This window comes from Pseudomonas sp. S3E17, assembly GCF_024168685.1.
Taxonomy (GTDB): Bacteria; Pseudomonadota; Gammaproteobacteria; order Pseudomonadales; family Pseudomonadaceae; genus Aquipseudomonas; species Aquipseudomonas marginalis.
Map to the genome: position 1 here is coordinate 2,638,778 of NZ_JALJWE010000001.1, position 21,466 is coordinate 2,660,243.

Sequence of the window (21,466 nt, forward strand, 5' to 3'; positions counted from 1 at the left end):
GGGCGGTGGCAGATAGGCTGTTGTGGCGAGCGGGCTTGCCCGCGTTGGGCTGCGTAGCAGCCCCAGTCAAGAGGAATGCGTTGTATCAGACACTCTGTAGAGACTGGTTTCGGGGCTGCTTCGCAGCCCAACGCGGGACAAGCCCGCTCACCACAGGGAGAACGGCAGATCGGTCACCGTCGCCGGCCTCAACGTCAGCGCGTTCACTCGCGCAACTCACACACAGCACTGCCCTTCATACCGGAGGCATGCACGCTCACATGGCGCACGGAAAAACCGGGCTTGTCGACGAGTTTCCTCTCTTCCCAGGCCCCACCGCTGGCGACCTGATAACCAATGGCGCCGTCCGCTTGCCAGGTCAGGCGCAACGTATACACACCGTGTTGGTCGGGGGCCCGATGGAAGAAGGTATCGATGACTGGCTTGGCTTTGTTGAAGGTGCGCAGTTGGAACAAGCGCTGGTCGCTGTCGGCGGGCGTGTAGCTGGAAAGAAACAGGGTGTCGTCCTCGGCAGCGTCCTCGGCCGCCGCGAGAATCACCGACGGCACCCACTTTTCGCCGCGGTCCTGGTTGTCGGTGGTGACCTTGCAGGTCAACTGGCCTGTTCCGGTGACGTTCTGGCGCAGAACGGTTTCATACATCCCATAGGGCACATCGAACGTCAGTGTTTTTTCGGTGACCTGGCCACAGCCTGCCAGCAGATACAGCGCCGATAGACCGATGGCTCCTTGGAGAATCTTCACGTGCTTTCCTTGGCTTGGGGGGGAATGTTTGAAGAAAAGAGGGTACCCGGCCTGCTGATAAAAGATAAGGCGGTTGTGGTGAATCGGTCCTTTCTGTGGGAAGCGAGCTTACTCTGCACTGGCTGGTTTTGGGGCTGCTTCGTAGCCCAACGCGAGCAAGCTCGCTCACCACAGAGGAATGGGTGAGCCTTAGAGAGGCGCCTATACAGTTATGCCTGTTCGCCATCAATGCACTGAGTGATCCACTGTCGGCTATAGGCCAACACCCCATCCGCCATCGCCACCGGAAAATGAATAAATCCATGGGCCGACTCCGGCAACAGGTGTGCTTCAGCATTGGGCCACCGCTCGGCAATCAGCAGCGTATCGTCCTTGAGCGGGTCCAACTCCCCCACAAACATCAACGCTGGGGGCAGCCCTTCAAAGTCGCCATACAACGGCGACAACGGCGGCTGTCGGCGCTCATCATCACTCAGCTCCGGCGTGAGCATGCGCAACGCTTCCACCATCCCCGGTCCGTCCAACAGCAACGTTTCAGGCCCGGCCGCGCGTACGCTCGGTGTACCGGTCAGGTCATAAACGCCGTAATACAGCACCGCGCCGCTTATGCGCTTGAGCAGTTCCGGCCATTGCTTGAGGGCCAGCAACGTCGCCGCCGCCAGATGCCCACCGGCCGATTCACCGACGACGATCACCGGCAGCCCGGCAAACTCATCATCCGTGAGCAACCAACGTGCGGCGTTCAGGCAGTCTTCCATCAAGCCTTCGACCGGCGTATCCACCGCCAACCGATAATCCACCGACACCACCGCCACGTCGCACGCCTGCAGCATGCCCAGGTTGAGGTCGTCATCCATCTGCGCATTGCCGATCACCCAGCCGCCGCCGTGGATATCCAGCACCACGCCCTTGGGCTTGCCGCTCGGCCGCAGGATGCGCACCGGGACGTGGTCGACAATCCGGCTTTCAGCCGGTATGGCACGCTTGAGCGTTTGACTGACGCGCAACAGCGCCTGGATCAAACGCGGCGTAACGCGATTGCGGATCTTGAAGCGCGGCAGCCAGGCGAGCTTCTGATTGAAGCGGCGCATCTGCGCCAGTTCCGCCTCGCTGACGGGCCACGGTTGGCGAGCCATCAGCGGTTATTACGCAGGATCGAGAAATTCAGCGCCGCCGCCACACACAGCCACGCCAGGTACGGGAACAGGATCAGGCCGGTGATCAGGTCCAGGCGCACGGCCAGCACCACCATCGCCGCCACGGTGATCCACAGCAACACGATGATCACCATCCCGGCCAGCAGGCGATGCGCGCCGAAAAATACCGGTGTCCACAGGGTATTCAGGGCAATTTGCGCAGCCCACAGCGCCAGCACCATTTGGCTGCCTGGGATCAGGCTCAAGCGATAGCCGGCCCAGGCCAGCAGCAGGTAGATGATCGTCCAGGCCACCGGGAACAGCCAATTGGGTGGGGTGAAGCTGGGTTTGACGAGGGATTCGTACCAGGCGCCGGGTTTGAAAATGACGCCGGTACTGGCGGCGGCGGCGCAGGCAAGCAGGAAGATAAAGAAGGTCATCGTCTGTCCTTGGCGGGAGTGATTTGAAGCTTGGACGTGCGACACCTACCTAAAAGTTCAGCGCCAATTCATTCCGGTATCTCCAACCCGACAATCCTCAGCCAGGGCCACCGCGCCTGATAACTGCGCGCCTTCTGCTCAAACAACGCCTGCTCCGGATGCAGTGGATTAATCCGCAAAATCCCCAGTTCCACATCCTCCAACCCATACGGCGCATACACGTCGCCCGTGGCAATCTCCAAGCCGATGCACGTACCGGCCACCAGATAACGGTCGACCCCGTCGCGCGCCGACTGCAACTGCGGGTAAGGCCGACCAAAGCGCCGAGCGTACCAAAGGTGCACCCGCGCCTGGTTCTTGACCTCGACATTCACGCCCAGGTCTTTGAACAGTTCATCCGCCGCACGAATTACCGCGTCTTCCGCCTCGTAGGACAGGTCGGTGTCGAAGTAAAAAACGTCGTAGTCCTTCACGCCCTGATCAGCCGGCAGATTCGCCTGATGATTCCACACCGCCTGGAACAGGCAGCCCGCCGTGAGCATGCACTGGTCCACACCAAGGTCAGGCAGGCGCGCAGTGATTTCGGCGTTGATGGGGTTGGCCATGGCCAGTTCGAGCAGGGTGTCGACGGTCAATGTCATGGGCGCTCCTTCATCATCGGTACGGTCCTGGGGAGCAACGGTACAACATTGAGCGCTGGCGCCGCTTCTTCACGTCATCAAAATTCGCTAAGGTGCCGCGATGCCCTGCCCTCACCGAGACCGCCCGCCTTGGCTGACTCCCCTGCAGATCGACGCGAAAGCCCCTGGTCAGTGTTTCTGATTTTCCTGCGCCTGGGCCTTACCTCCTTTGGCGGCCCGATTGCGCACCTGGGTTATTTCCGGGACGCGTTCGTGACCCGGCGACGCTGGCTGAGCGAGCGCAGTTACGCGGATTTGGTCGCACTGTGCCAATTCCTGCCCGGCCCCGCCAGCAGCCAGGTCGGCATCGCCCTCGGCCTGTCGCGCGCGGGGTACGGCGGCGCATTGGCGGCGTGGCTCGGGTTTACCTTGCCGTCCGCCGTGGTGCTGATCCTGTTGGCCTTGGGCATCACCCGGCACAGCACCGCCATCCCGCCCGGCGTGCTGCATGGCCTTAAAGTGGTGGCCGTCGCCGTGGTCGCCCAGGCCGTGTGGGGCATGGCGCGCAACCTGTGCACCGACGCCCCGCGCGTGGCCGTGATGCTGCTCGCCGCTTGCGTGGCCCTGCTGCAAACCTCGGCGTGGGGCCAGGTCGGCGTGATCCTCATCGCGGGCATGGCCGGCCTGCTGCTGTTCAAGCCCACACCGCCCACCGCGCACGACGCCCTGCCCGTGACCATCAGCCGTGGCGCCGGGGCGCTATGGCTGTCGTTGTTTGTGCTGTTGCTGGCCAGCCTGCCGATTCTCGCCCAGTGGCTGCCCAACCCAACCCTGGCCGTGACCGACGCCTTCTACCGCACCGGCGCGCTGGTATTCGGCGGCGGCCACGTGGTGCTGCCCTTGCTGCAGGCCGAAGTCGTGCCCCGCCACTGGGTGAGCAACGATGTATTCCTCGCCGGCTACGGCGCTGCCCAAGCCATGCCCGGCCCGTTGTTCACCTTCGCCGCCTTCCTCGGCGCCTCGATGACCCAAGCGCCGAACGGCTGGCTCGGTGGCCTGCTCTGCCTGCTGGCGATCTTCGCACCGTCGTTTTTACTGGTGCTGGGCGCACTGCCCTTCTGGGAAAGCCTGCGCCGCAGCCCGCGCACCCAAGCCGCGCTGGCGGGTGTGAACGCGGCGGTGGTCGGCCTGCTGCTGGCGGCGCTGTACCAACCGGTGTGGACCAGCGCCATCTTCACCGCCCGGGACGTCGCCCTGGCGCTGATTGGCCTGGTGGCGCTGATGGTGTGGAAACTGCCACCGTGGCTGGTGGTTGTAGGAAGCGGCGCGGCGGGATGGTTATTAAGTCTTACGGTGTGAGCCGCGCAGCCACCGTGCCTTGCTCCCTTGCCTACGCTTGCGTCAGAATCCGCCGGCTTGTGCGCTGGGATGGCCGTCTCTAAGGTGGCTCGGTCGCTGAATCTCTCGGTGATCGGGTTTAGTAGCCTGAGTTGGGTATCAAAAAGTGCATGAGCGTCATCAGTCAGACATTGCGTCTGTGCTTGATGGTGGCTGTGCGTAGGGCGCCTTCGGGCGCGCCGGCTTTGATATCCACCGGTCTACTAACCTGCGTACAGCTGCCACCTTTTTGTTTAGTAGCGACGAGGTGACGGCCCACATCTGGATATCGTTATGTCTCAAGTCAAACCTGATTCAACCGCTCTCTTCAGTGTCGCTCCCGACGCCAGCAACGAAACCCTCATCACCAACAGTTACGAAACCTTCGCCTCAGTCAGCACACTGCTGCTCGACTTGTCCGAAGACCTGTCCGGCAAACACCGCGACATCGCCCTCGCTATCCACCAACTGAGCGAGCTGGGCGTACTCCTCACGGCCAAATTGCTCGACCGCGAAGCGCCCTGCTCCGGTTAATGCCTAGCCCTTCAATTCACTAGAACGATTACTCGCCGCATCGTCGTAGGCCACATACAACGACTCGGCGATTTGGCTCTTGATGGCTTTGGTGGATTCCAGACCAAGCACAAAACCTTCAGCCTTGCCGCCAGCGCGGTTGAGTTCTTCATGGGTGGCGGCGCCGGTGATGGCGTCGAGAAGCTTGGCGGCGTGAGGGCCTACGCCTTTGGGGAGGGAGATTTGGTCGATGGACATTGCGATACCTTTAAAAGTTGAGTCGGTAGCGCGTGCAACCACTGCCGGGGGGGGCATGGTAGACCGGTTGGCTTAGAAAGGGGGGGCTTTCGACCAGAAACGGATGCTCCCGAGAGCAACGGTCGCTAACCGGCCCAGAGTGTGTAAAAAACTCTGGGCCATTATGTTGTCACTCGACGCGACTCGATAATTCGCACCCGACGGTACATCATCGCGCTCGCCACGTTCCCGTCGCGGTATAGAAGCCAACGGCGCAAAACCTGCCTGCTCGCAAAAACGAGCCTTTTGAAATGGAAGTCATCCCATGTTCGAACATAACAAACTGGTACCGGAGTTAATGGTCACCAACCTGGACAGCAGCTTGGCTTTTTGGGTTTCTCGTCTGGGCTTCAAAGTAGCTTATCAACGCCTGGAAGATGGATTTGCATACCTTGATTTGAAGGGTGCTCAAGTCATGCTTGAGCAGGTTGATTCAGGTGCGGGTCAATGGCTGACTGCGCCGTTGACCAAGCCGTAAGCTATCCTGCGCTGCGACATGCACCGCCTGTCACAGACTTTCGAGCAACCTTAAAACGGCGCACCAGGAGAGCTGCATGTTGATAGGCCATCGCTTCGAGCGCACCGCCCAGGGTGACCTGCACATCCACTCGCGCAATCGGGTGCAAAGCGCATTCGTGCTGCTGACCGGCGCAATGGCCTTCATCCTGCCGCTGGCCTTCGTCGTGTTGGGGTTCAGCGCTGAAAATGCGTCGATGGCGGACCTGGACCCACTGTCCTCGCTGCTGATCGTGCTCGGCCTGCTGCTGATTCCTGCCCTTGGCCTGCTGCTGATGGTGTACACCGGCACCCGCGAGACCTTGCTGTTATCGCGGCACAGCGGTGAAGGCACGCGCCGCACCCGTAACTTTTTCGGCGGCCGCGAACGGGTGCAGTCGGTGTTCAGCATCAATGCCCTCCATGCCCTCGAACTTCGCCGCCGCCCACAGGCCGAGCCGGTCTATACCCAGCTGTGGCTGGTGATGCGCGATGGCAGCGAGCAGCGTTTGACCACCGACAACGTGCCGGTGGTGCCGGGCAGTCAACGCACCGACAGGTGGCTGCGTGAGCTGGCCGGCTACCTGAACCTGCCGGTACCCACCGAGGTGGTGGTCGATCCGGCGGCCAGGGCGACCGCCTATAGGCCCGCCCCCGCCCACGACAGAGCGGCAAAGGGGGTCAAGCTGAAGGGGAAAGAGCTCACCTCTTCACACGAATCGAGCGAGAAACTCGGCCTTCCCGCCCGCGCCCTGCTCACCCTGCTGGGAGCGTTCCTGGCGGTGCTGGAGTTGACTCACGTGATCGCATTGATGCGTGCGCTGTTGACCGGACGGCTGCGGGTCAGCGGGCTTCGAACGGGGTCGACAAGTTTTTACTGGGCTGAGCAACCGATGGTTTTTTCATTCAACCTGCTTGTCGGCATCGCCGAGGTGCTGATTATCGGGTTGATCGCCTGGGGTTGCCTGCGCACGGCGATACTGGGCCGGCTTAAAGCCCATCCCAGATGAGTACTGCCACCCACTTGCGCACGCTGCTATTCTCAGGCGTTTCCCCCCTGCAGAATCTCCATGCCCCTGACCCATCGCGAAACCGCCCGCCTCGACCGCCGTCTCATCGCCGCCCTCACCGACGCCTGCGAAACCGCCAAGACTGAAATCCCCGGCTTCGACTGGCTGACCCACACCGTCGACTACAGCGCCTTCCCCCAAAGCCTGCGGGTGATCTGGGTGTTCGACAGCCGCGCCAGCAAGGAGCACGCCCTCTCGACCGGGGCAGACACACGCATGCGAGAGCTGACTGCCGCCGCACTCAACGATGCGGACGTGCACGGCGCGCCCATGGAGCGCTGCGTACACTTCGACTCCGAGGAAGAATGCCGCCTGCGCCATGACGGCGATTGGCGCGTGCGCCTGGCCAAGGTGCATACGGCCAAGGTGTGAGTGCGCATCTTCCTGGCGCCGGTTGTACCAATGGGCAGGGCTTCTGCGGGCTTTCGCGATGGTCGCTGCACGGCTGCATTTTTACCCCACCAGGCAGGTCACGCCTGCGTACTGAACCGCTGTATTCCACGCCGCTCATACATCGCCGCTTCCGTCGCTTGCGTCGCCCGCTCGCCTTTGTATTGCAGTTGTTGGATAAAAGTCCGGTCCTTGGCCCCCTTGATGTCCGACGGGTCGTGATCCGTGAGTAGAGGCGCCAGATCAAGGGTCTTGGCGAAGTTTTCGTTGGTCAGGCTGTAATAGCCCAGGCCCGACCAGACGGAATCGGCGTCCACCATGTCGATGGCGGCATTCCGGTAGGCAACGGCTGCGGTTTTCAGACCAGGGGATTGATTGAGCAAATCCGTCAGCCGCTGGGTATCCGAGCGGCTGAGCTGGCTGGCCGAATCCAGCACTTTCAGGCGGCCATCGGCTTCGACGGTGAAGCCGTATTTTTTGCCGGCCAAGTCGGGAGCGGTGGTCGACAGCGCTGACTCGAATGACTTGAAGGAAGCCTTCAGCGTACTGAACGCCCCGTTGAAGATTTCAGCGCGGCGAGGAAAGTCTCGCGACTGGGTACGACCGACCCAGGTGTCGACCGCCTCCAGCGGTTCCAAGGGGGAGCTGGCTGATCCACTGGGATGGTAGACGGCCGCCGGGGCGGCGTTGGCCAACGCGTCTTTCGCGGCGGCCGTCAGTGGCTGGGCCACGAGCTTCTGGTCGGAAGGTGTAAGGCTGGTGTTGGCCGGCGGGAGATAGGCAGCGCTGACGGAAAGAGCCATTTCATCGATCCTTGATTGGCGGGTTCATACAGGTTATCGCCGGAAATCGGCCGAGCTTTAGACGACCAACCTGCAGGATCGTACAAGCCAGGCGCCCCGTGGCCTCGATAATCTGGCCGTCTTACCTACCAGAGGATGGATCATGGCTACGTCACAGCACTCGGCACAACCGGTAAACCTCGCGCAAAAGGCATCGCTCATCGACGCGCAGTGGAGCCCCAGGGTCGTCGCCGAAATGAACGACTACCAGTTCAAGGTGGTGCGTATCGAAGGCGAGTTCATCTGGCACTCGCACCCGGAAACCGACGAAGCGTTCCTGGTGCTCGAAGGGACGCTGCGTATCGATCTGCCGGAAGGCCCGGTGTACGTGGCGGCGGGCGAGCTGTATGTGGTCCCGCGTGGCGTTGAACATCGGACTGCCGCCGAGGGTGAGGCGAAGCTGATGATGATTGAGCCTCGAGGCATCTTGAATACCGGCCATGAAGGCGGCGAACGTACGGCCACGAATGATCTGTGGATCTGAAAAGTGGCGCGGGTGTAGATACTCTCGGTCATTGAACCGAGCCTTTGGCGGGTAATTTCTGGATAATGCCCAGTTCCCGCTCCCGATACGGACATCCCCTCGATGAAGTTGCCCACCGCCGCCCTCCTCCTCGCCTCTGCGCTGCTGCCTTCCATCGCCCACGCCGACGACGCCGCGCTGACCGACACGCTCAAGGCCTTCACCCGCTGCGACGCGACGTTCTTCAGCCGCCTGAACAGCCACCGCGACGCCTGGCAGGCCTACGCACCGCTCAAGCAGGACAAAGACTTCGCGTGGATCGCGGTGGTCAACCGTGCAGACCGCAAGGCCAACGCGGTGCCGGTCAGCACGCCGCCCATCGCCGGCTTGAAGCTGTTGTCGTACGCCGACGAGGCCACCGACCTTGGCAACCTGGGGCTCTACTATTACTGGGGCTTTGTTGTGCAAGGCAACATCGACGAGGTTGCCCAACGCCTTGCCCCGCTGCTCGACCAACCGGCTCGCCTGCAAAAAGGCGACGGCGCCTACATCCGCAGCGAGCTCAAGGTCGGCGACCGCTGGCAGGCCATCAAGCCACGGCCCGGCACCGCGCCGGGCACCCGCGAAGTCGAGCGCGTGCTGCTGGTCGAGCCCGAGGGCAGCGACGGCACGCAATCGCGCATCAGTTGTTCGTTGCAGGGTGGTGTCGATGCGGCGCTGCTGGCCTGGTCGCGTCCAGACATCCAACCGGTGGACTACCCGCGCACTATCGTGGAACCAAGCATCAACGACGTCGCCGTCCCCGCCAGCGTGCTCCAGCGCCTCGACTCGGCCCTGCTACAGCCGAAGTTCAAGACGTTGAACTACACCTACCTGTCGAAAAAAAGCGATGGCAGCAACGACACCCCCACCTCGGTGACCTTCACGGCGGTGGGTGGCTTGCTGAACAAGAACGAGATCTACAGCGACACCTTCCATGTCGAGCGCCTGGTGCAGGCGGACCTGATCCAGTTGAAGTCGAAGATGAACGGCGTGGGCGACGGCCAGGTACTGCTGACCCGCGAAGCCGAGCTGAGCATTCCGAGCAGCTGGACGCCTGGCCAGACGCTGAGCGCCAACCTGCACATGGCGAATGTGCCCGGCAAACCGACCGATACCCCGCTCGAGACCTTTGTGAGCTGCAAGGTCGGCCAGCGCTTCCCGGCGCGACAGGTGTTTGCCTCGTTGACCGGCGACGCCATCAAGCTGGAGTGCGAGCAAGGCGACTACAAAACCTCGCGCGCGTTTATCGAAGACCTGGGCATTGCCGTGACGCTGGCAACGACCTCGAGCAAAATGCGCTCGGCGTATGAATACACGGCGTTCGAGGTGGTGCGTTGATCGAAGGGACGTTTGCCAAGCAAACATCCCGCTGATTCAGGGCACTCTACGTTGCCGCAGCAGTCTGTTCCTACACACCCCATGCCCCGCGGAGTTCCCATGATCATTGTCCATCACCTCAACAACTCACGTTCGCAGCGCATTCTGTGGCTGCTGGAAGAGCTTGGCCTGCCGTACGAGATCAAGCGCTACCAGCGCGACCCGAAAACCAACCTTGCGCCGCCGGAACTCAAGGCGATCAATGCGCTGGGTAAATCCCCGGTGATCGAAGACGGCGCCAACGTGGTGATCGAGTCCGGCGCCATCGTCGACTACCTGATCCGCCGCCATGGCGACGGTCGCCTGCAGCCGGACCCGGCCACCGCCGCCTACGACCAGTACGTGCAATGGCTGCACTTCGCCGAAGGCTCGGCCATGCTGCCGCTGATGCTCAATCTCTATGTGGGGCGCCTGGGCGATGCCGGTGCACCGCTGCACCCACGTATCGAATCGGAAGTGGCCAATTACCTCGGTTACCTCAACGAGGCGCTGGCACACACGCCGTATCTGCTGGGGGATGACGTGAGCGGCGCGGACATCCAGATGAGCTTTATCGGCGAAATCGCCAAGGCCCAGGGCAAGCTGGCGGCGTACCCGCACCTGGCGGCGTGGGTGCAGCGGTTCCAGGCACGCCCGGCTTATCGCCAGGCGCTGGAACAGGGTGGGGAGTATGCGTTTGCCAAGTGAGTAGCTTGCCCTCTACGCAGAGGCTAAGGCGCCGCCATCTGCCACAGCGAAGCGCCCACGCCGGTGATGCTCTCCCCCGCAATCAACCCCGCCGCTGCGGTAATCGCAAACCGCTCGGTGAGGCTCGGCCAGCGGCAGCTCACCAGCCAGGTGAGCACCGCACCCAGGGCCATCATCAGCGACACCGAAGCTGGCAGCACAAACGCCAGCCCCAACGCGGCGGCACTGGGCAGGTAGCGGGCGCGATGGGCGGGCAACAGGCTGTCGAGTACGCCCAGCAACACCCCGGCCAGCCCTGCGATACCGATCGCCCAGCGAATGCTTGCCGACAATGAATCCAGCCCATGGGTGAGGGTTTGCGCCACGGCTTTCCAGGTCGCGACCGCCGGCGCCGGCCATTCCTCGGTTAGCAACATCGATTGCGGATCAGGAATCAGCGCCAGGTACGCAAACACCCCGACGATGCTGCCAATGAAAATCCCCAGGATCTGGGCGATCACTTGCTTGTGCGGCGTGGCACCAATGGCCTTGCCGACCTTGAAGTCGTTCATCAGGTCGGTGCACTGCCCCGCTGAGCCGCCGGCGGTGTTGGCGCTCATCAGGTTGATCGGCACCTGCCCCGGCGCGACGATGCCGAAGCTCAGCTGGGACAACTGCCCGATGGCGCCAATCGGCGGAATACCGGTGGCGCCCACCACGCGGGCGGCGACGGCCGCCAGGCAGATCGCCAGGGGAATGGTCAGCAACGCCATCCACAGGTTGATGCCGAACAACAGCGCCTGCAGGCTTACCACCAATACGATCGACAGCACAAAACCAGCGGCCGGCCCCGGTTTGGGTACGCTCCAGGCTTGCCCGCCGGCGGACTTGGTCGAGGTGTATAACGCCCACAGACGAATCGTCAGCGACGCCAAGGTTGAGCACACCATCAGGCTCACTCCCGGCCACAGCAACCACTCCACCAACGCCGCAAATTGCGGGCCGCTGCTGCCGGCCGGCAAGCTCACCAGGCCTTGCGCCAGCAACCACGGGCCCAGGCCGCCCCAGGCGAGCAAGGCGCCGAGCAGCAGGGTCAGGCCGACGCGAATGCCGATAATGCCGCCAAACCCCAGGAGCAACAGCGAGGGGTCGGCGGTGAAGGTCAGGCGCTCCAGTTGGGCGGTTGGCGACCAACGCGGGAAAGCCCATACAAAGGTGTCCACCCACTTCACCAGCCCGGACAGCAACGCCGCGCTGAGCAGCACCTTCAAGCGCGTCGCCGCTTCGCGCCCATGGTTGTAGATATGCAGCAGGGTTTCCAGGGTGGCCATGCCTTCGGGAAACTTCAGCGCCTTGTCATTGAGCAACGAAGGCCGCAGGTACCAGGCGATCCAGATGCCCAGGAAACTCACCGAGAACACCCAGGCGATCATCGGCAGCGCATCCAGCTGGTTGCCGGTCAGCAGGGTATAGGCCGGGATCGGCGCCACCAGCCCACCGGAAATGATCGAAGCGGCGGCCGAGGCGACGGTCTGGTTGATATTGCTCTCATGCAGCGTCCACGGCAGTTGCTCGGACGAGCGCTTGGCCAGGCCCTGCCAGATCGCATACCCCACCAGCAGGGCAATGATCGACATGTTGAACGACCAGCCGATCTTCAACCCGGCATACACGTTCGAAGGGGTCAGCAGGATACCGAGCACCGTGCCGGTGATGACCGCGCGCAGGCTCAGTTCGCGTTCGACGGGGGGATGAAGGGGGACCGTTGATGAGGTGGCATGCATGCGGATTCCTTTCGGCAGGGGAACAGGGCGACATAACAAGTGAGCCCCTCAAGGCCTGAAGGTTCCTATGCGGCAAGCGGGCGCCTTTTTGTGGTGAGCGGGCTTCAACCTCCACGCCATCAATTACTCAATCAGAGCCATGCAGCATCCCATAACGAATAATCCCCTACCTGCGCCACCAACCCGGCCCGCAAAGGGTTGGCAATGATGTAGCGAGCCATCTTGCGAACATCATCCTCCGCGCGGACAGCCCTATCGTGATAACCGGGTTGCCAGACACGCTCCTTGCTTTGACGACGCCGGTTGATGGTCAGCGTGCTACGCGACTTCATACGCCGCACCACGTCGGGCAAGGTCTTCTGCTTCAGCTCAAACAACCAGTGAATGTGGTCAGGCATGATCACCCAGGCCAGAGAGTCGACCAATCCCAGCTCATGAACCTGCCGGAATTCGGCCACCAGCAGACGACCCAGATAAAGGTCGGTGAATAGGCGCTGACGGTGATGCACGACAACGGTAATGAGGTAACTGCGCCCGTATTCAGAGTAACGGCCGTGACGCAGGCGATGGGATTGGGGTGTGGGGCGCATTCCGTTGCTCCTGGGGACCGTCCTGAAGAGCATTAACACTAGCGCGCCGTAGCTGGCGAGCCAGGGTCATCGGGTGACTGAATGTATCCGCCTGGAGTGACCTGGCTTTTGTGGTGAGCGGGCTTGCCCCGCGCTGGGCTGCGAAGCGGCACCAAAAGCTGTTATCAGGATTTACCTGGAAAAACGCGGTGCTCTTGATAGGGCCGCTTCGCGGCCCGGCGCGGGGCAAGCCCGCTCACCACAGAAGCCCGCTCACCACAAAAAGTCCGTTCACCACTACGCGGGCGCCCCATCACAGAAGATCATCCCATTACAGAAAACCTGTCATCGGGTGACTGAATGTATCCAGCCTGGAGTGACCTGGCTTTTTGTGGTGAGCGGGCTTGCCCCGCGCTGGGCTGCGAAGCGGCCCCAAAAGCTGTTATCAGGATTTACCTGGAAAAACGTGGTGCTCTTGATGGGGCCGCTTCGCGGCCCGGCGCGGGGCAAGCCCGCTCACCACAGAAGCCCGCTCACCACAAAAAGTCCGTTCACCACTACGCGGGCGCCCCATCACAGAAGATCATCCCATTACAGAAAACCTGTCATCGGGTGATTGAATGTATCCAGCCTGGAGTGACCTGGCTTTTTGTGGTGAGCGGGCTTGCCCCGCGCTGGGCTGCGAAGCGGCCTCAAAATCTATCATCCGGGTTCACATGGAAAAACGCGGTGTTCTTGATGGGGCCGCTTCGCGGCCCGGCGCGGGGCAAGCCCGCTCACCACAGAAGCCCACTCACCACAGAAGCCCGTTCACCACAAAAAGCCCGCTCACCACTAAGCGTGCGTAAAACCCTTTCCCCCGGCCACCTCACCATCGGCTTGTGCCTTGTCCAACAGTTGCTGCACCCACGGCGCGTTCCGGGCATTGACCACGCCATAGCGGTCTGGCGGGAAAAACGCCCAGTGATGGGCGATTGCGGTAAGGCGCTTGAGCTCATCGGCCGCCAGCCAATACCCGGTGTCCAGCAAGGGCAGCGGTTCGCCGTCGAAACGTCGGCCCAGCATCAGGTTGGTGCCGGGGGCGAAGGTAAAGGCCAGGTCCTGGCAGGGTTGCAGTTGTTTGTCCGGTGCCGGCATGCGGCCGACTCGGTTGTAGGTGAAGTCACCGGGGTATTCGTCCTTGAATACCAGCCAGTGGCCCGCCGTGGTCTTGGCGACGATCCACTGCGACACCCCGCTGCTCTGGGTGCGTTCGAGCTCGCCGTTTTTCCATTGCATCAGGGCGTTGCAGTCGGGATCGTAGTCCGAGGCCCACAGGCTGGTGCCCGACACCAGCCTGTGGCGCTCCAGCTCGACCACTCCCTGGTCCGGCATGGCCTGCCAGTAGCGCTTGATGGGATCGCGGGTATCACGCAGGTAGTTGCGCAGCCCCCAGGCCGCCGTAAAGACCACCGCCGCCAATACCTGCCAGGCAAACGTGTCGCCGATGACACGGTCCACGTCCAGCCCTGGCGCAAACGCGGCCCCGTACAGCCACACGCCCAGCATGAACACCAGGCTGGGCAGGAACACACCAAAGCACAGCGGCGGCAGCAGCACTTCGATCCAACTGAAGTGATGCCCGGCTGCATGCTCACGTGCCCAGGCCTGCTCCTCGGCGAGCATGGGTGCCTGTTCACGCGGACCGATACCGGGATCGGGGGCCTTGAAGCGCCAGTAAAGTGCCACGGGGTTGTTATTCATGCAGCGCATCATGCCCTTGGCGCGGGCAGAGATACAGCGCCCCGAGCACCGATAAAACAATCATTGCCGAGACCCGCCCACAGTCATACGATGACCGATCACGCCCATAACAATAAAGGACCACCCGTGAACAAACCCCTGCTCCTGGCCGCCGCCGTTGTCTGCGGCTTCAGTGCCCACGCCCACGCCGCCACGTTTGCGTATATCTCCAGCCCCGGCGACGGGCTGATTTCCCAGTACCGCCTCGACGAAAGCAATGGCGCCCTGAGCCTGGTCGAGCAAGTGACGGCCGGCGACCAGGTCAACCCCATGGCCCTCAGTCCCGACGGCAAGACCTTGTTCGCGGCCCTGCGGGTCAAGCCATTTCAGGTCCAGGGCTTCAGCATCGACCCGACAACCGGCCGCCTGACGCCGCAGTCCAAGGCGCCACTGGCCGAAAGCATGGCGTACCTGGCCACTGATCGCGCCGGGCGCTATTTGCTCGCGGCGTCCTACGGTGCCGATACCCTCAGCGTCCAGCCCATCGACAAGCCTGAACCTATCCACACCTACAAGACCGGCCTGCATGCCCACTCGCTGCGCACCGACCCCAGCAATCGCTTTGCCTACGCCGGCAACCTGGGCACGGACCATGTGCTGCAATACCGCTTCGATGCCAACACCGGCGCGCTCACCCCGATCGGCAGCGGCTTCGTGAGCGTGCCGGCCAACACCGGGCCTCGGCACCTGGCGTTTTCGGCCAACGGCAAGTACCTGTATGTGGTCGGTGAAATGAGCGGCACCGTCACCGCGTTTGCCATCGATGACGGCACCGGCGCGCTGACCCAGATTGGCGTGGCCAATGGCATTCCCGAGCGTTTGAAACTGGCCCATGGTGAAGTGCGTGACGCGCGCAACAATGACCTGAAAGACGACCCGACACCACGCATCTGGGCGGCCGACCTGCGCCTGTCGCCGGACGGCAGGCTGTTGCTGATGAGCGAGCGCACCAGCAGTTCGGTGTCGGCGTTTGCGGTGGATACGACCACGGGCGGCCTGCGCTATGTCGACAACTACCCGGTCGAGGAGAAGCAGCCGCGCAATATCGCGTTCTCCCCCAACGGGCATTGGCTGCTGGTGACCGGTGAGAAAAGCGACAAGGTCGGCACCTATGCAGTCAGCGCCAACGGTGCGTTGAAGCGGGTGGGGGAAGCGGCGTCGGGCAAGGGGGCGCTGTGGATTGAGGTGCTGCATACCTCGGCCAACTGACCTGGACCTGTGGGAGGGGGCCTGCCCCCACAGGGTTGGATCTTGAGGGTGTACAGGCCTCAGCTCAGGCGAAACCGTGCGGTGTTATCACTCAACGCCTGGCTGCCCTTGCTCAAGGTGTCCGCCGCACGGTTTACCGCGCGGGCGCCGTCCAGCAGGCGCCCGGCGGCCTGGTCGACTTGCTGGATATTGCCGCTCACTTCATCCGCCGTCGCCGCCTGCTCCTCCACCGCCGTGGCGATTTGCGCCAGGGTGTCAGTGACGTTCTGCACCGCGCCGGCAATCTCGCCCAGGCGCGTGCCCAGGCCGGTGACGGACTCGGCATCGGTCAACGCCTGCTCGCACGCGGCGCCCATCAGCGTCACCGCCTGGCTCACGGTGGCGCGCAGGCTGTCGACGGTGCCGGCGATCTGCGCCGTCGAGGCCTGGGTGCGTTGCGACAGGCTGCGCACTTCATCGGCGACCACCGCAAAGCCCCGGCCCTGCTCGCCTGCGCGTGCGGCTTCGATGGCTGCGTTGAGCGCCAGCAGGTTGGTCTGCTCGGCGATGCCGCGAATGGTGTCGACCACCGATTGAATCTGCTGGCCTTGCTGGCTGACCTGCTGCAAGGCGTCCGAGGTGTCGGTCAGGCGCTGGTTGAGCTGCTGGATGCTGGCGGTGGTGCGCTGGCTGTCGCGGCTGCTGTCTTCGGCGATGCGCCGGGTCTGCTGGGCACTGCCCGAGGCCTGTTCGCAGCTGCGCGCGACGCCCATGGACGTGGCGGCCAACTGCGTGGCAGCGGCGGCGATCTGGCTGATCTGGTGCTGCTGGTCTTCGACTTCGCTGAGGGTGCTGCCCGATTGCGAGTTCAGGGTAAGCACCGCCGAGCCGAGCTGCTGGGTTTCGTGATTGACGCCGAGCAGGCTGGTGCGCAATTGCACCACCGCGACGTTCAGCGCGGTGCTGATCGCCGCGAGTTCGTCGCGCCCTTCCACCGCCACTTCCACGCACAGGTTGCCGTCGCGCAGGGACTCGGCCAACGTGGTGATGCCGCTGGCACTGCGGCGGATGGAGGCTTGCAGGCACATGAACAGGTACAGCGCCGCCAGGGCCAACAGGCTGAATGTCGCCGCCATCGGGATGAATTGCTTGAGTGAACGGTCGTGGTAATAGCTCAGGCGCGCGTCCAGAGAGGTCAACGACTGCTTGCGCAGCGCGCCGAGGCTGCCGAGCATGGCGTCGACACTGCGGTCGAAGGCGGCGGTGTCGAGCTTGATGGTGCCGCCAAACACGCCGTCGTCGAGCACCTTGAGTTCGTTATCCAGCACTTGCAGGCTGTTGTCGTACTGTCCGGTCCAGGGTTCCATGCCCGCGAACTGCTTGGCCTTGAGCGAAGAGGCGGCCTTGGTCAACTGGTCGCGCGCATCGCCGATGCGGCTGCGCAAGTCGCGCATCTGCAAACGGCTCTGCAGGGTGAACTGCCCCGAAGAAATGGACGACTGCCCCACGCTGGCCATGCGACCGATGCGCTCGATCAGGTCGGGCGCGTGCTGGGTGCCCATCTGCATGAGCATGTAGGTTTCCAGCCACGGGTCGAGGATCAGCCCGGCGTCCAGGGCGATCTGTTCGCGCAGCGCCTGCATCGCCGTCAGCGCGGTGGTGAAGCGGTCGTAGCCGTCCGGCCACCACCCGACGGTGCGCAGCGATGACGAATCCATGCCCTTGACGGTGCCCTGCAACGCTTCGAAGCGGGCCAGGACATCAGCGCTGGCGTTCTGGGTTTTCAACGCATCGCCGAGAGCTTGCAGGCTTTGCAGGATCAGCGGGAAATTGGCATCGACGTTATCCATCGCCGCCTTCGCTTCCGGTGTCGGGGCGTGCAGGATGTCCGCCGCCTTCCAGCGCGCCGCCAGGTTACGTTGCGCCGTCAGTTGGCCGTCCAGCGCATCCAGGGCCAGCAGCTGGCGAACGCCGGACTGTTCGTTGGAAATCACGCTTAATTTGTCGCGATAGTCCTGGCCGATCATCCACAGGCTGCCCGCCAGGGGCAGCATGAACAGGAAGAACAGGATCTGGAACTTACGCGCGAAGCCAAAACGTCCGAGCAGGCGGATACCGGGTGATAAAAGGCTGTGCATGTCCACTCCCAAAAACAACCCACGCGTTAGACGGCAGGCTAAGCCTTGAAATGACTAACGGCAAAATGCCATGTCATTGATTAGGTTGGCACTAGCAAGATACGGGCCGCTGCTGCACAGCCCTGAAACAGGGCACGCGACGCGCCAATACGGCCCGAGGCGTGCTCGAAAATGGGGCGAAAGCACCCAGTTGCGACACAGGCATCGTCACCTGCGGAGACGACCACCCGAGGCGCGCACTGAAACGCCCTCAATCACCACAGCCTATCGGCCGCCCATGGGGAGAACTTGAAGGGAGTCCAGCGGCCTATTTACGCCAGCAGTCGGGTAATCCACTGGACCTGCTGGGCGATGGCTTGCGCCTTCGCGTGCGGCACCCGCTGCCGAGCCTGTTCAAAGCCCGCCAGGGTGCGTTTTTTCAGGCGCAGCGCACGCTGCCACTTGGCGAGGAACGCCGGAGTGCGGGCCTGCAGGTGCATGGGGCCGAAGTACAGCTCCTCAGCGCTGTACACCACGGGTTCGGCGCGCTCGGCCATGATGATTTCATAGTAGAAGCGGTTTTCGTGCAGCAGCTCCTCACTGAGGATGCGGTAGCCGTTGCTCATCAACCAGTAGCGCAACGGCTGTTCGCCGCCGTTGGGTTGCAGGATCAGACGTTCGCGGCCGCTGAGGTGGGCCTTGCCGCTGTCGAGGATGTCGCGGATCGTCTCGCCGCCCATGCCGCAGACGCTGATCGCGGTGATCGCGTCCGCCGGCTCTATCGCCGCCAACCCATCGGCCAGGCGCACCGTGACGTGCTGCTCCAGGCCATTGTCGCGCACGGTGCGCTGCGCCGCGTGGAACGGCGTGCTCGCCACCTCGCCCGCCACCGCCGCCTCAATCACGCCGCGGCGCATCAAGGCCACCGGCAGGTAGGCGTGGTCCGAGCCGATATCGGCCAGCCGCGCGCCCCTCGGCACCTGCGCGGCCACGCGCTCCAGGCGCATGGACAAGGTGTGTTCGTTCAACCTGTGTTCCTTTTTATTCGCCGGAAAATCGATCCCGGCTGTTGGTCAGATGCAACACCATCGCCGCCCTTGCGGCATCCGGGTCCTGGCGCTTGATCGCGTTGAAGATCGCCTCATGTTCCAGGTTCGCCAGTTGCCCCAGCTTGGCAAAGTCCGCCCCGCCGCGCTCGTCACCCTTCACCTGGGTACGCGGAATCATCGCATTGCCCAGGTGCTGCATGATCTCGGTGAAGAACGTGTTGCCGGTGGCTTCGGCGATCAACTGGTGAAAACGCTTGTCCTCTTCCACACAGCTGTCGTTGTTGGCCAGCGAGGCCTGGTAGTCGTCGAGAGCGGCGCGCATGTGGGCCAGCTGCGTGTCGGACCTACGCACGGCGGCCAGCGCCACCGCCTGCACTTCCAGGCCCAGGCGCAGCTCGAGCATGTTGCGCACGCTGGCGACGGTGTCCACATGCAGGCGCAAGCCTTGCTGGGCCTGTTGCGCCAGTACAAAGGTGCCGATGCCATGGCGCGTCTCCACCAGCCCCGAGGCTTGCAGCTTGGACAGGGCCTCGCGCACCACGGTCCGGCTCACCCCATGCTCGAGCACGATGGTGGATTCGGACGGCAGTTTTTCACCGGGCTTCAACTGCCCAAGCAGGATGCGCTGGGTCAGGGCGTCGAGCACGCCTTGGGCCAGGTTGTTGGAGCGTCTACGGACGGGAGGTCCACTATCAATGGGCATCGTTGCGGGTCCAGGGGGTTGGGCAGGACGGAGCTTAACATCCCGCCCCGCGCGTAACCCCACTGTAGGAGCGAGCTTGCTCGCGAAAAACCTGAGGGCGCTGCGTTTATCCAGGATGCCCGCATTATCGTTGACGTTTTTCGCGAGCAAGCTCGCTCCTACAGGTTAGGGCGCGAGTGAAAAAAGCGCTCAACTTGTATGACAACTAATATTTATGGCCGCCGCCCCCCACTCTTGCCAGAAGCCTCCTCAACCTTCTTTAAAACCCAAACAACCCCGCAAAATAACCAGAACATCACTAAAACCTGGCCCTTTATAAATACAAAAACACCATCGCCGCATTGCGAACCTCAGAAACTCACTTGTATGATGTCTATCAACAAAACACGCAAACCCGCATAAAAACAATCAGGGGGAGTTTTGAATTGTGAACAATTCAAGCCATGCATCTGCCGCACCAGAAAGTGATCCGGTCCTCGCGCGTGCCGTGAGTAAAGTGAAGGGCCATGTGCTCCCACTGTTCGTGATCATGTTCATCCTCAACTACATCGACCGGGTCAATATCGGCTTTGTGCGCACGCACATGGAACATGACCTGGGCATCGGCGCTGCCGCCTATGGCTTCGGTGCCGGGCTGTTCTTCATCGGCTACGCGCTCTTTGAAGTGCCCTCCAACATGCTGCTGCAAAAGGTCGGCGCGCGCATCTGGCTGACCCGCATCATGTTCACCTGGGGCATCGTCGCCACGCTGATGGCGTTCATCCAGAACGAAACCCACTTCTACATCCTGCGCTTCCTGTTGGGCGTGGCCGAAGCCGGCTTCTTCCCCGGGGTGATCTACTACTTCACGCGCTGGTTGCCGGGGGTTGAACGCGGCAAGGCCATTGCGATTTTCCTCAGCGGTTCGGCGGTGGCCTCGTTGATCTCCGGCCCGCTGTCAGGCGCACTGCTGCAGATCGAAGGGTTCGGCTTCCACGGCTGGCAATGGATGTTCGCCATCGAAGGCCTGGCCTCGGTGGTGATCGGTTTCTTTGTGTGGTTCTGGCTCGATTCCAAGCCCCACGACGCCAAATGGATGACCCGCGAAGAACAGGATGCGCTGGTCAACGCCATCGACCAGGAACAGCGCGAGCGTGAAGCCCTGACCAGCGTCAAGCCGACCCTCGGCAAGCTGCTCAGGGACCGCCAGATCCTGCTGTTCTGCGCCCTGTACTTCTGCATTCAACTGACGATCTACGCGGCGACGTTCTGGCTGCCGAGCATCATCAAGAAGATGGGTGACCTCAGCGATGTGCAGGTGGGTTTCTTCAACTCGATCCCGTGGCTGATCTCGATCATCGCCATGTACGCCTTCGCGACGCTGTCGGGCAAATTCAAGTTCCAGCAGGCCTGGGTCGCGGCTGCGCTGTTGATTGCCGCAGCAGGCATGTTCATGTCCACCACCGGCGGGCCGATCTTCGCGTTCGTGGCGATCTGCTTTGCGGCCATTGGGTTCAAGTCGGCGTCTTCGCTGTTCTGGCCCATCCCACAGGGCTACCTGGACGTGCGCATCGCCGCAGCCGTGATTGCCTTGATCAACTCCATCGGCAACCTGGGTGGCTTCGTTGCGCCGACCACCTTTGGCTTCCTGGAGCAGACCACCGGCTCGATCCAGGGCGGCCTCTACGGCCTGGCCGGCACCTCGGTGCTCGCCGCAATCCTGGTGTTCTTCGCCAAGACCTCGCCCGCTGCCGCATCGGCCTCGCCGGGCGCCGTGCCCACCGGCGCCGCCATCAGCAAATCTCTCTGAGCCTCTTTAGGAAC

The 21,466-nt window shown here is 62.7% G+C and carries 21 protein-coding genes and 1 pseudogene; 10 read left to right on the forward strand and 12 right to left on the reverse strand.

All coding sequences use genetic code 11. From position 1 onward, the window contains the following. Positions 1–203: 203 nt before the first annotated feature. The 4 genes from J3D60_RS11610 to J3D60_RS11625 all read right to left on the reverse strand — a co-directional run bounded on the left by J3D60_RS11610 (position 204) and on the right by J3D60_RS11625 (position 2,960). Positions 204–743: a hypothetical protein gene (locus J3D60_RS11610; RefSeq protein ID WP_253491497.1), complete on the reverse strand. Its 540-nt coding sequence runs from the start codon at positions 741–743 to the stop codon at positions 204–206. 209 nt (positions 744–952) lie between these two features. Next, positions 953–1,879: an alpha/beta hydrolase fold domain-containing protein gene (locus J3D60_RS11615; protein WP_253491499.1), complete on the reverse strand. Its 927-nt coding sequence runs from the start codon at positions 1,877–1,879 to the stop codon at positions 953–955. Beyond that, the gene (locus J3D60_RS11620; RefSeq protein ID WP_065925072.1) at positions 1,879–2,319 is read right to left on the reverse strand and encodes a TspO/MBR family protein; all 441 of its coding nucleotides are present in this window, start codon (positions 2,317–2,319) and stop codon (positions 1,879–1,881) included. The genes J3D60_RS11615 and J3D60_RS11620 overlap by 1 nt, the downstream gene beginning before the upstream one ends. Before the next feature lie 68 nt (positions 2,320–2,387). Then, the gene (locus J3D60_RS11625) at positions 2,388–2,960 is read right to left on the reverse strand and encodes a nucleotidyltransferase family protein (RefSeq protein ID WP_108573818.1); all 573 of its coding nucleotides are present in this window, start codon (positions 2,958–2,960) and stop codon (positions 2,388–2,390) included. A 129-nt stretch (positions 2,961–3,089) separates the two neighbouring features. On the opposite strand from J3D60_RS11625, the gene chrA reads away from it, so the two are divergent. Both chrA and J3D60_RS11635 read left to right on the forward strand, forming a co-directional pair. Then, positions 3,090–4,298 (forward strand): chromate efflux transporter, encoded by a 1,209-nt coding sequence (chrA, locus tag J3D60_RS11630; RefSeq protein ID WP_253491501.1) that lies wholly within the window; start codon positions 3,090–3,092, stop codon positions 4,296–4,298. A 312-nt stretch (positions 4,299–4,610) separates the two neighbouring features. Beyond that, complete coding sequence (locus tag J3D60_RS11635) at positions 4,611–4,850, forward strand: DUF6124 family protein (RefSeq protein WP_253491502.1); 240 nt, start codon at positions 4,611–4,613, stop codon at positions 4,848–4,850. A gap of 3 nt (positions 4,851–4,853) precedes the next feature. On the opposite strand, the gene J3D60_RS11640 is transcribed toward J3D60_RS11635, so the two are convergent. Beyond that, a complete protein-coding gene (locus J3D60_RS11640) occupies positions 4,854–5,087 on the reverse strand; it encodes a hypothetical protein (RefSeq protein WP_027604039.1) in 234 nt (77 codons plus the stop codon). 304 nt (positions 5,088–5,391) lie between these two features. On the opposite strand from J3D60_RS11640, the pseudogene J3D60_RS11645 reads away from it, so the two are divergent. The 3 genes and pseudogenes from J3D60_RS11645 to J3D60_RS11655 all read left to right on the forward strand — a co-directional run. Beyond that, a pseudogene (locus J3D60_RS11645) lies at positions 5,392–5,601 on the forward strand (VOC family protein); the annotation flags it as partial. A 79-nt stretch (positions 5,602–5,680) separates the two neighbouring features. Continuing rightward, a complete protein-coding gene (locus J3D60_RS11650) occupies positions 5,681–6,631 on the forward strand; it encodes a hypothetical protein (protein WP_253491503.1) in 951 nt (316 codons plus the stop codon). A 60-nt stretch (positions 6,632–6,691) separates the two neighbouring features. Beyond that, complete coding sequence (locus J3D60_RS11655) at positions 6,692–7,063, forward strand: hypothetical protein (protein ID WP_253491504.1); 372 nt, start codon at positions 6,692–6,694, stop codon at positions 7,061–7,063. A gap of 98 nt (positions 7,064–7,161) precedes the next feature. On the opposite strand, the gene J3D60_RS11660 is transcribed toward J3D60_RS11655, so the two are convergent. Then, positions 7,162–7,884 (reverse strand): hypothetical protein, encoded by a 723-nt coding sequence (locus tag J3D60_RS11660; protein WP_253491505.1) that lies wholly within the window; start codon positions 7,882–7,884, stop codon positions 7,162–7,164. Positions 7,885–8,026: 142 nt separating this feature from the next. On the opposite strand from J3D60_RS11660, the gene J3D60_RS11665 reads away from it, so the two are divergent. From J3D60_RS11665 to J3D60_RS11675, 3 genes are all read left to right on the forward strand, one after another. Next, on the forward strand, positions 8,027–8,407 hold the full coding sequence (locus J3D60_RS11665; protein ID WP_027604035.1) for a cupin domain-containing protein: 381 nt from the start codon (positions 8,027–8,029) through the stop codon (positions 8,405–8,407). Positions 8,408–8,509: 102 nt separating this feature from the next. Then, complete coding sequence (locus J3D60_RS11670; RefSeq protein WP_065940402.1) at positions 8,510–9,766, forward strand: hypothetical protein; 1,257 nt, start codon at positions 8,510–8,512, stop codon at positions 9,764–9,766. Positions 9,767–9,865: 99 nt separating this feature from the next. After that, positions 9,866–10,492: a glutathione S-transferase family protein gene (locus tag J3D60_RS11675; protein WP_065925058.1), complete on the forward strand. Its 627-nt coding sequence runs from the start codon at positions 9,866–9,868 to the stop codon at positions 10,490–10,492. A gap of 23 nt (positions 10,493–10,515) precedes the next feature. Here J3D60_RS11675 and J3D60_RS11680 read toward each other — a convergent pair whose 3' ends face one another. From J3D60_RS11680 to J3D60_RS11690, 3 genes are all read right to left on the reverse strand, one after another. Continuing rightward, complete coding sequence (locus J3D60_RS11680; protein ID WP_253491506.1) at positions 10,516–12,255, reverse strand: OPT family oligopeptide transporter; 1,740 nt, start codon at positions 12,253–12,255, stop codon at positions 10,516–10,518. A 131-nt stretch (positions 12,256–12,386) separates the two neighbouring features. Then, positions 12,387–12,845: a transposase gene (locus tag J3D60_RS11685; protein ID WP_065940404.1), complete on the reverse strand. Its 459-nt coding sequence runs from the start codon at positions 12,843–12,845 to the stop codon at positions 12,387–12,389. Positions 12,846–13,658: 813 nt separating this feature from the next. Further along, the gene (locus J3D60_RS11690; protein ID WP_253491507.1) at positions 13,659–14,567 is read right to left on the reverse strand and encodes a hypothetical protein; all 909 of its coding nucleotides are present in this window, start codon (positions 14,565–14,567) and stop codon (positions 13,659–13,661) included. Between the two features lie 126 nt (positions 14,568–14,693). On the opposite strand from J3D60_RS11690, the gene J3D60_RS11695 reads away from it, so the two are divergent. Then, the gene (locus J3D60_RS11695) at positions 14,694–15,815 is read left to right on the forward strand and encodes a lactonase family protein (RefSeq protein WP_253491510.1); all 1,122 of its coding nucleotides are present in this window, start codon (positions 14,694–14,696) and stop codon (positions 15,813–15,815) included. Between the two features lie 59 nt (positions 15,816–15,874). Here J3D60_RS11695 and J3D60_RS11700 read toward each other — a convergent pair whose 3' ends face one another. The 3 genes from J3D60_RS11700 to J3D60_RS11710 form a co-directional block, all read right to left on the reverse strand. Then, on the reverse strand, positions 15,875–17,932 hold the full coding sequence (locus tag J3D60_RS11700; protein ID WP_253491512.1) for a methyl-accepting chemotaxis protein: 2,058 nt from the start codon (positions 17,930–17,932) through the stop codon (positions 15,875–15,877). 311 nt (positions 17,933–18,243) lie between these two features. After that, complete coding sequence (locus J3D60_RS11705) at positions 18,244–18,939, reverse strand: tRNA (adenine(22)-N(1))-methyltransferase TrmK (RefSeq protein ID WP_253491514.1); 696 nt, start codon at positions 18,937–18,939, stop codon at positions 18,244–18,246. A gap of 13 nt (positions 18,940–18,952) precedes the next feature. After that, positions 18,953–19,663 (reverse strand): FadR/GntR family transcriptional regulator, encoded by a 711-nt coding sequence (locus J3D60_RS11710; RefSeq protein ID WP_253491516.1) that lies wholly within the window; start codon positions 19,661–19,663, stop codon positions 18,953–18,955. A gap of 427 nt (positions 19,664–20,090) precedes the next feature. On the opposite strand from J3D60_RS11710, the gene J3D60_RS11715 reads away from it, so the two are divergent. Continuing rightward, a complete protein-coding gene (locus J3D60_RS11715) occupies positions 20,091–21,452 on the forward strand; it encodes an MFS transporter (RefSeq protein ID WP_027604026.1) in 1,362 nt (453 codons plus the stop codon). The last annotated feature ends 14 nt before the right edge of the window (positions 21,453–21,466 follow it).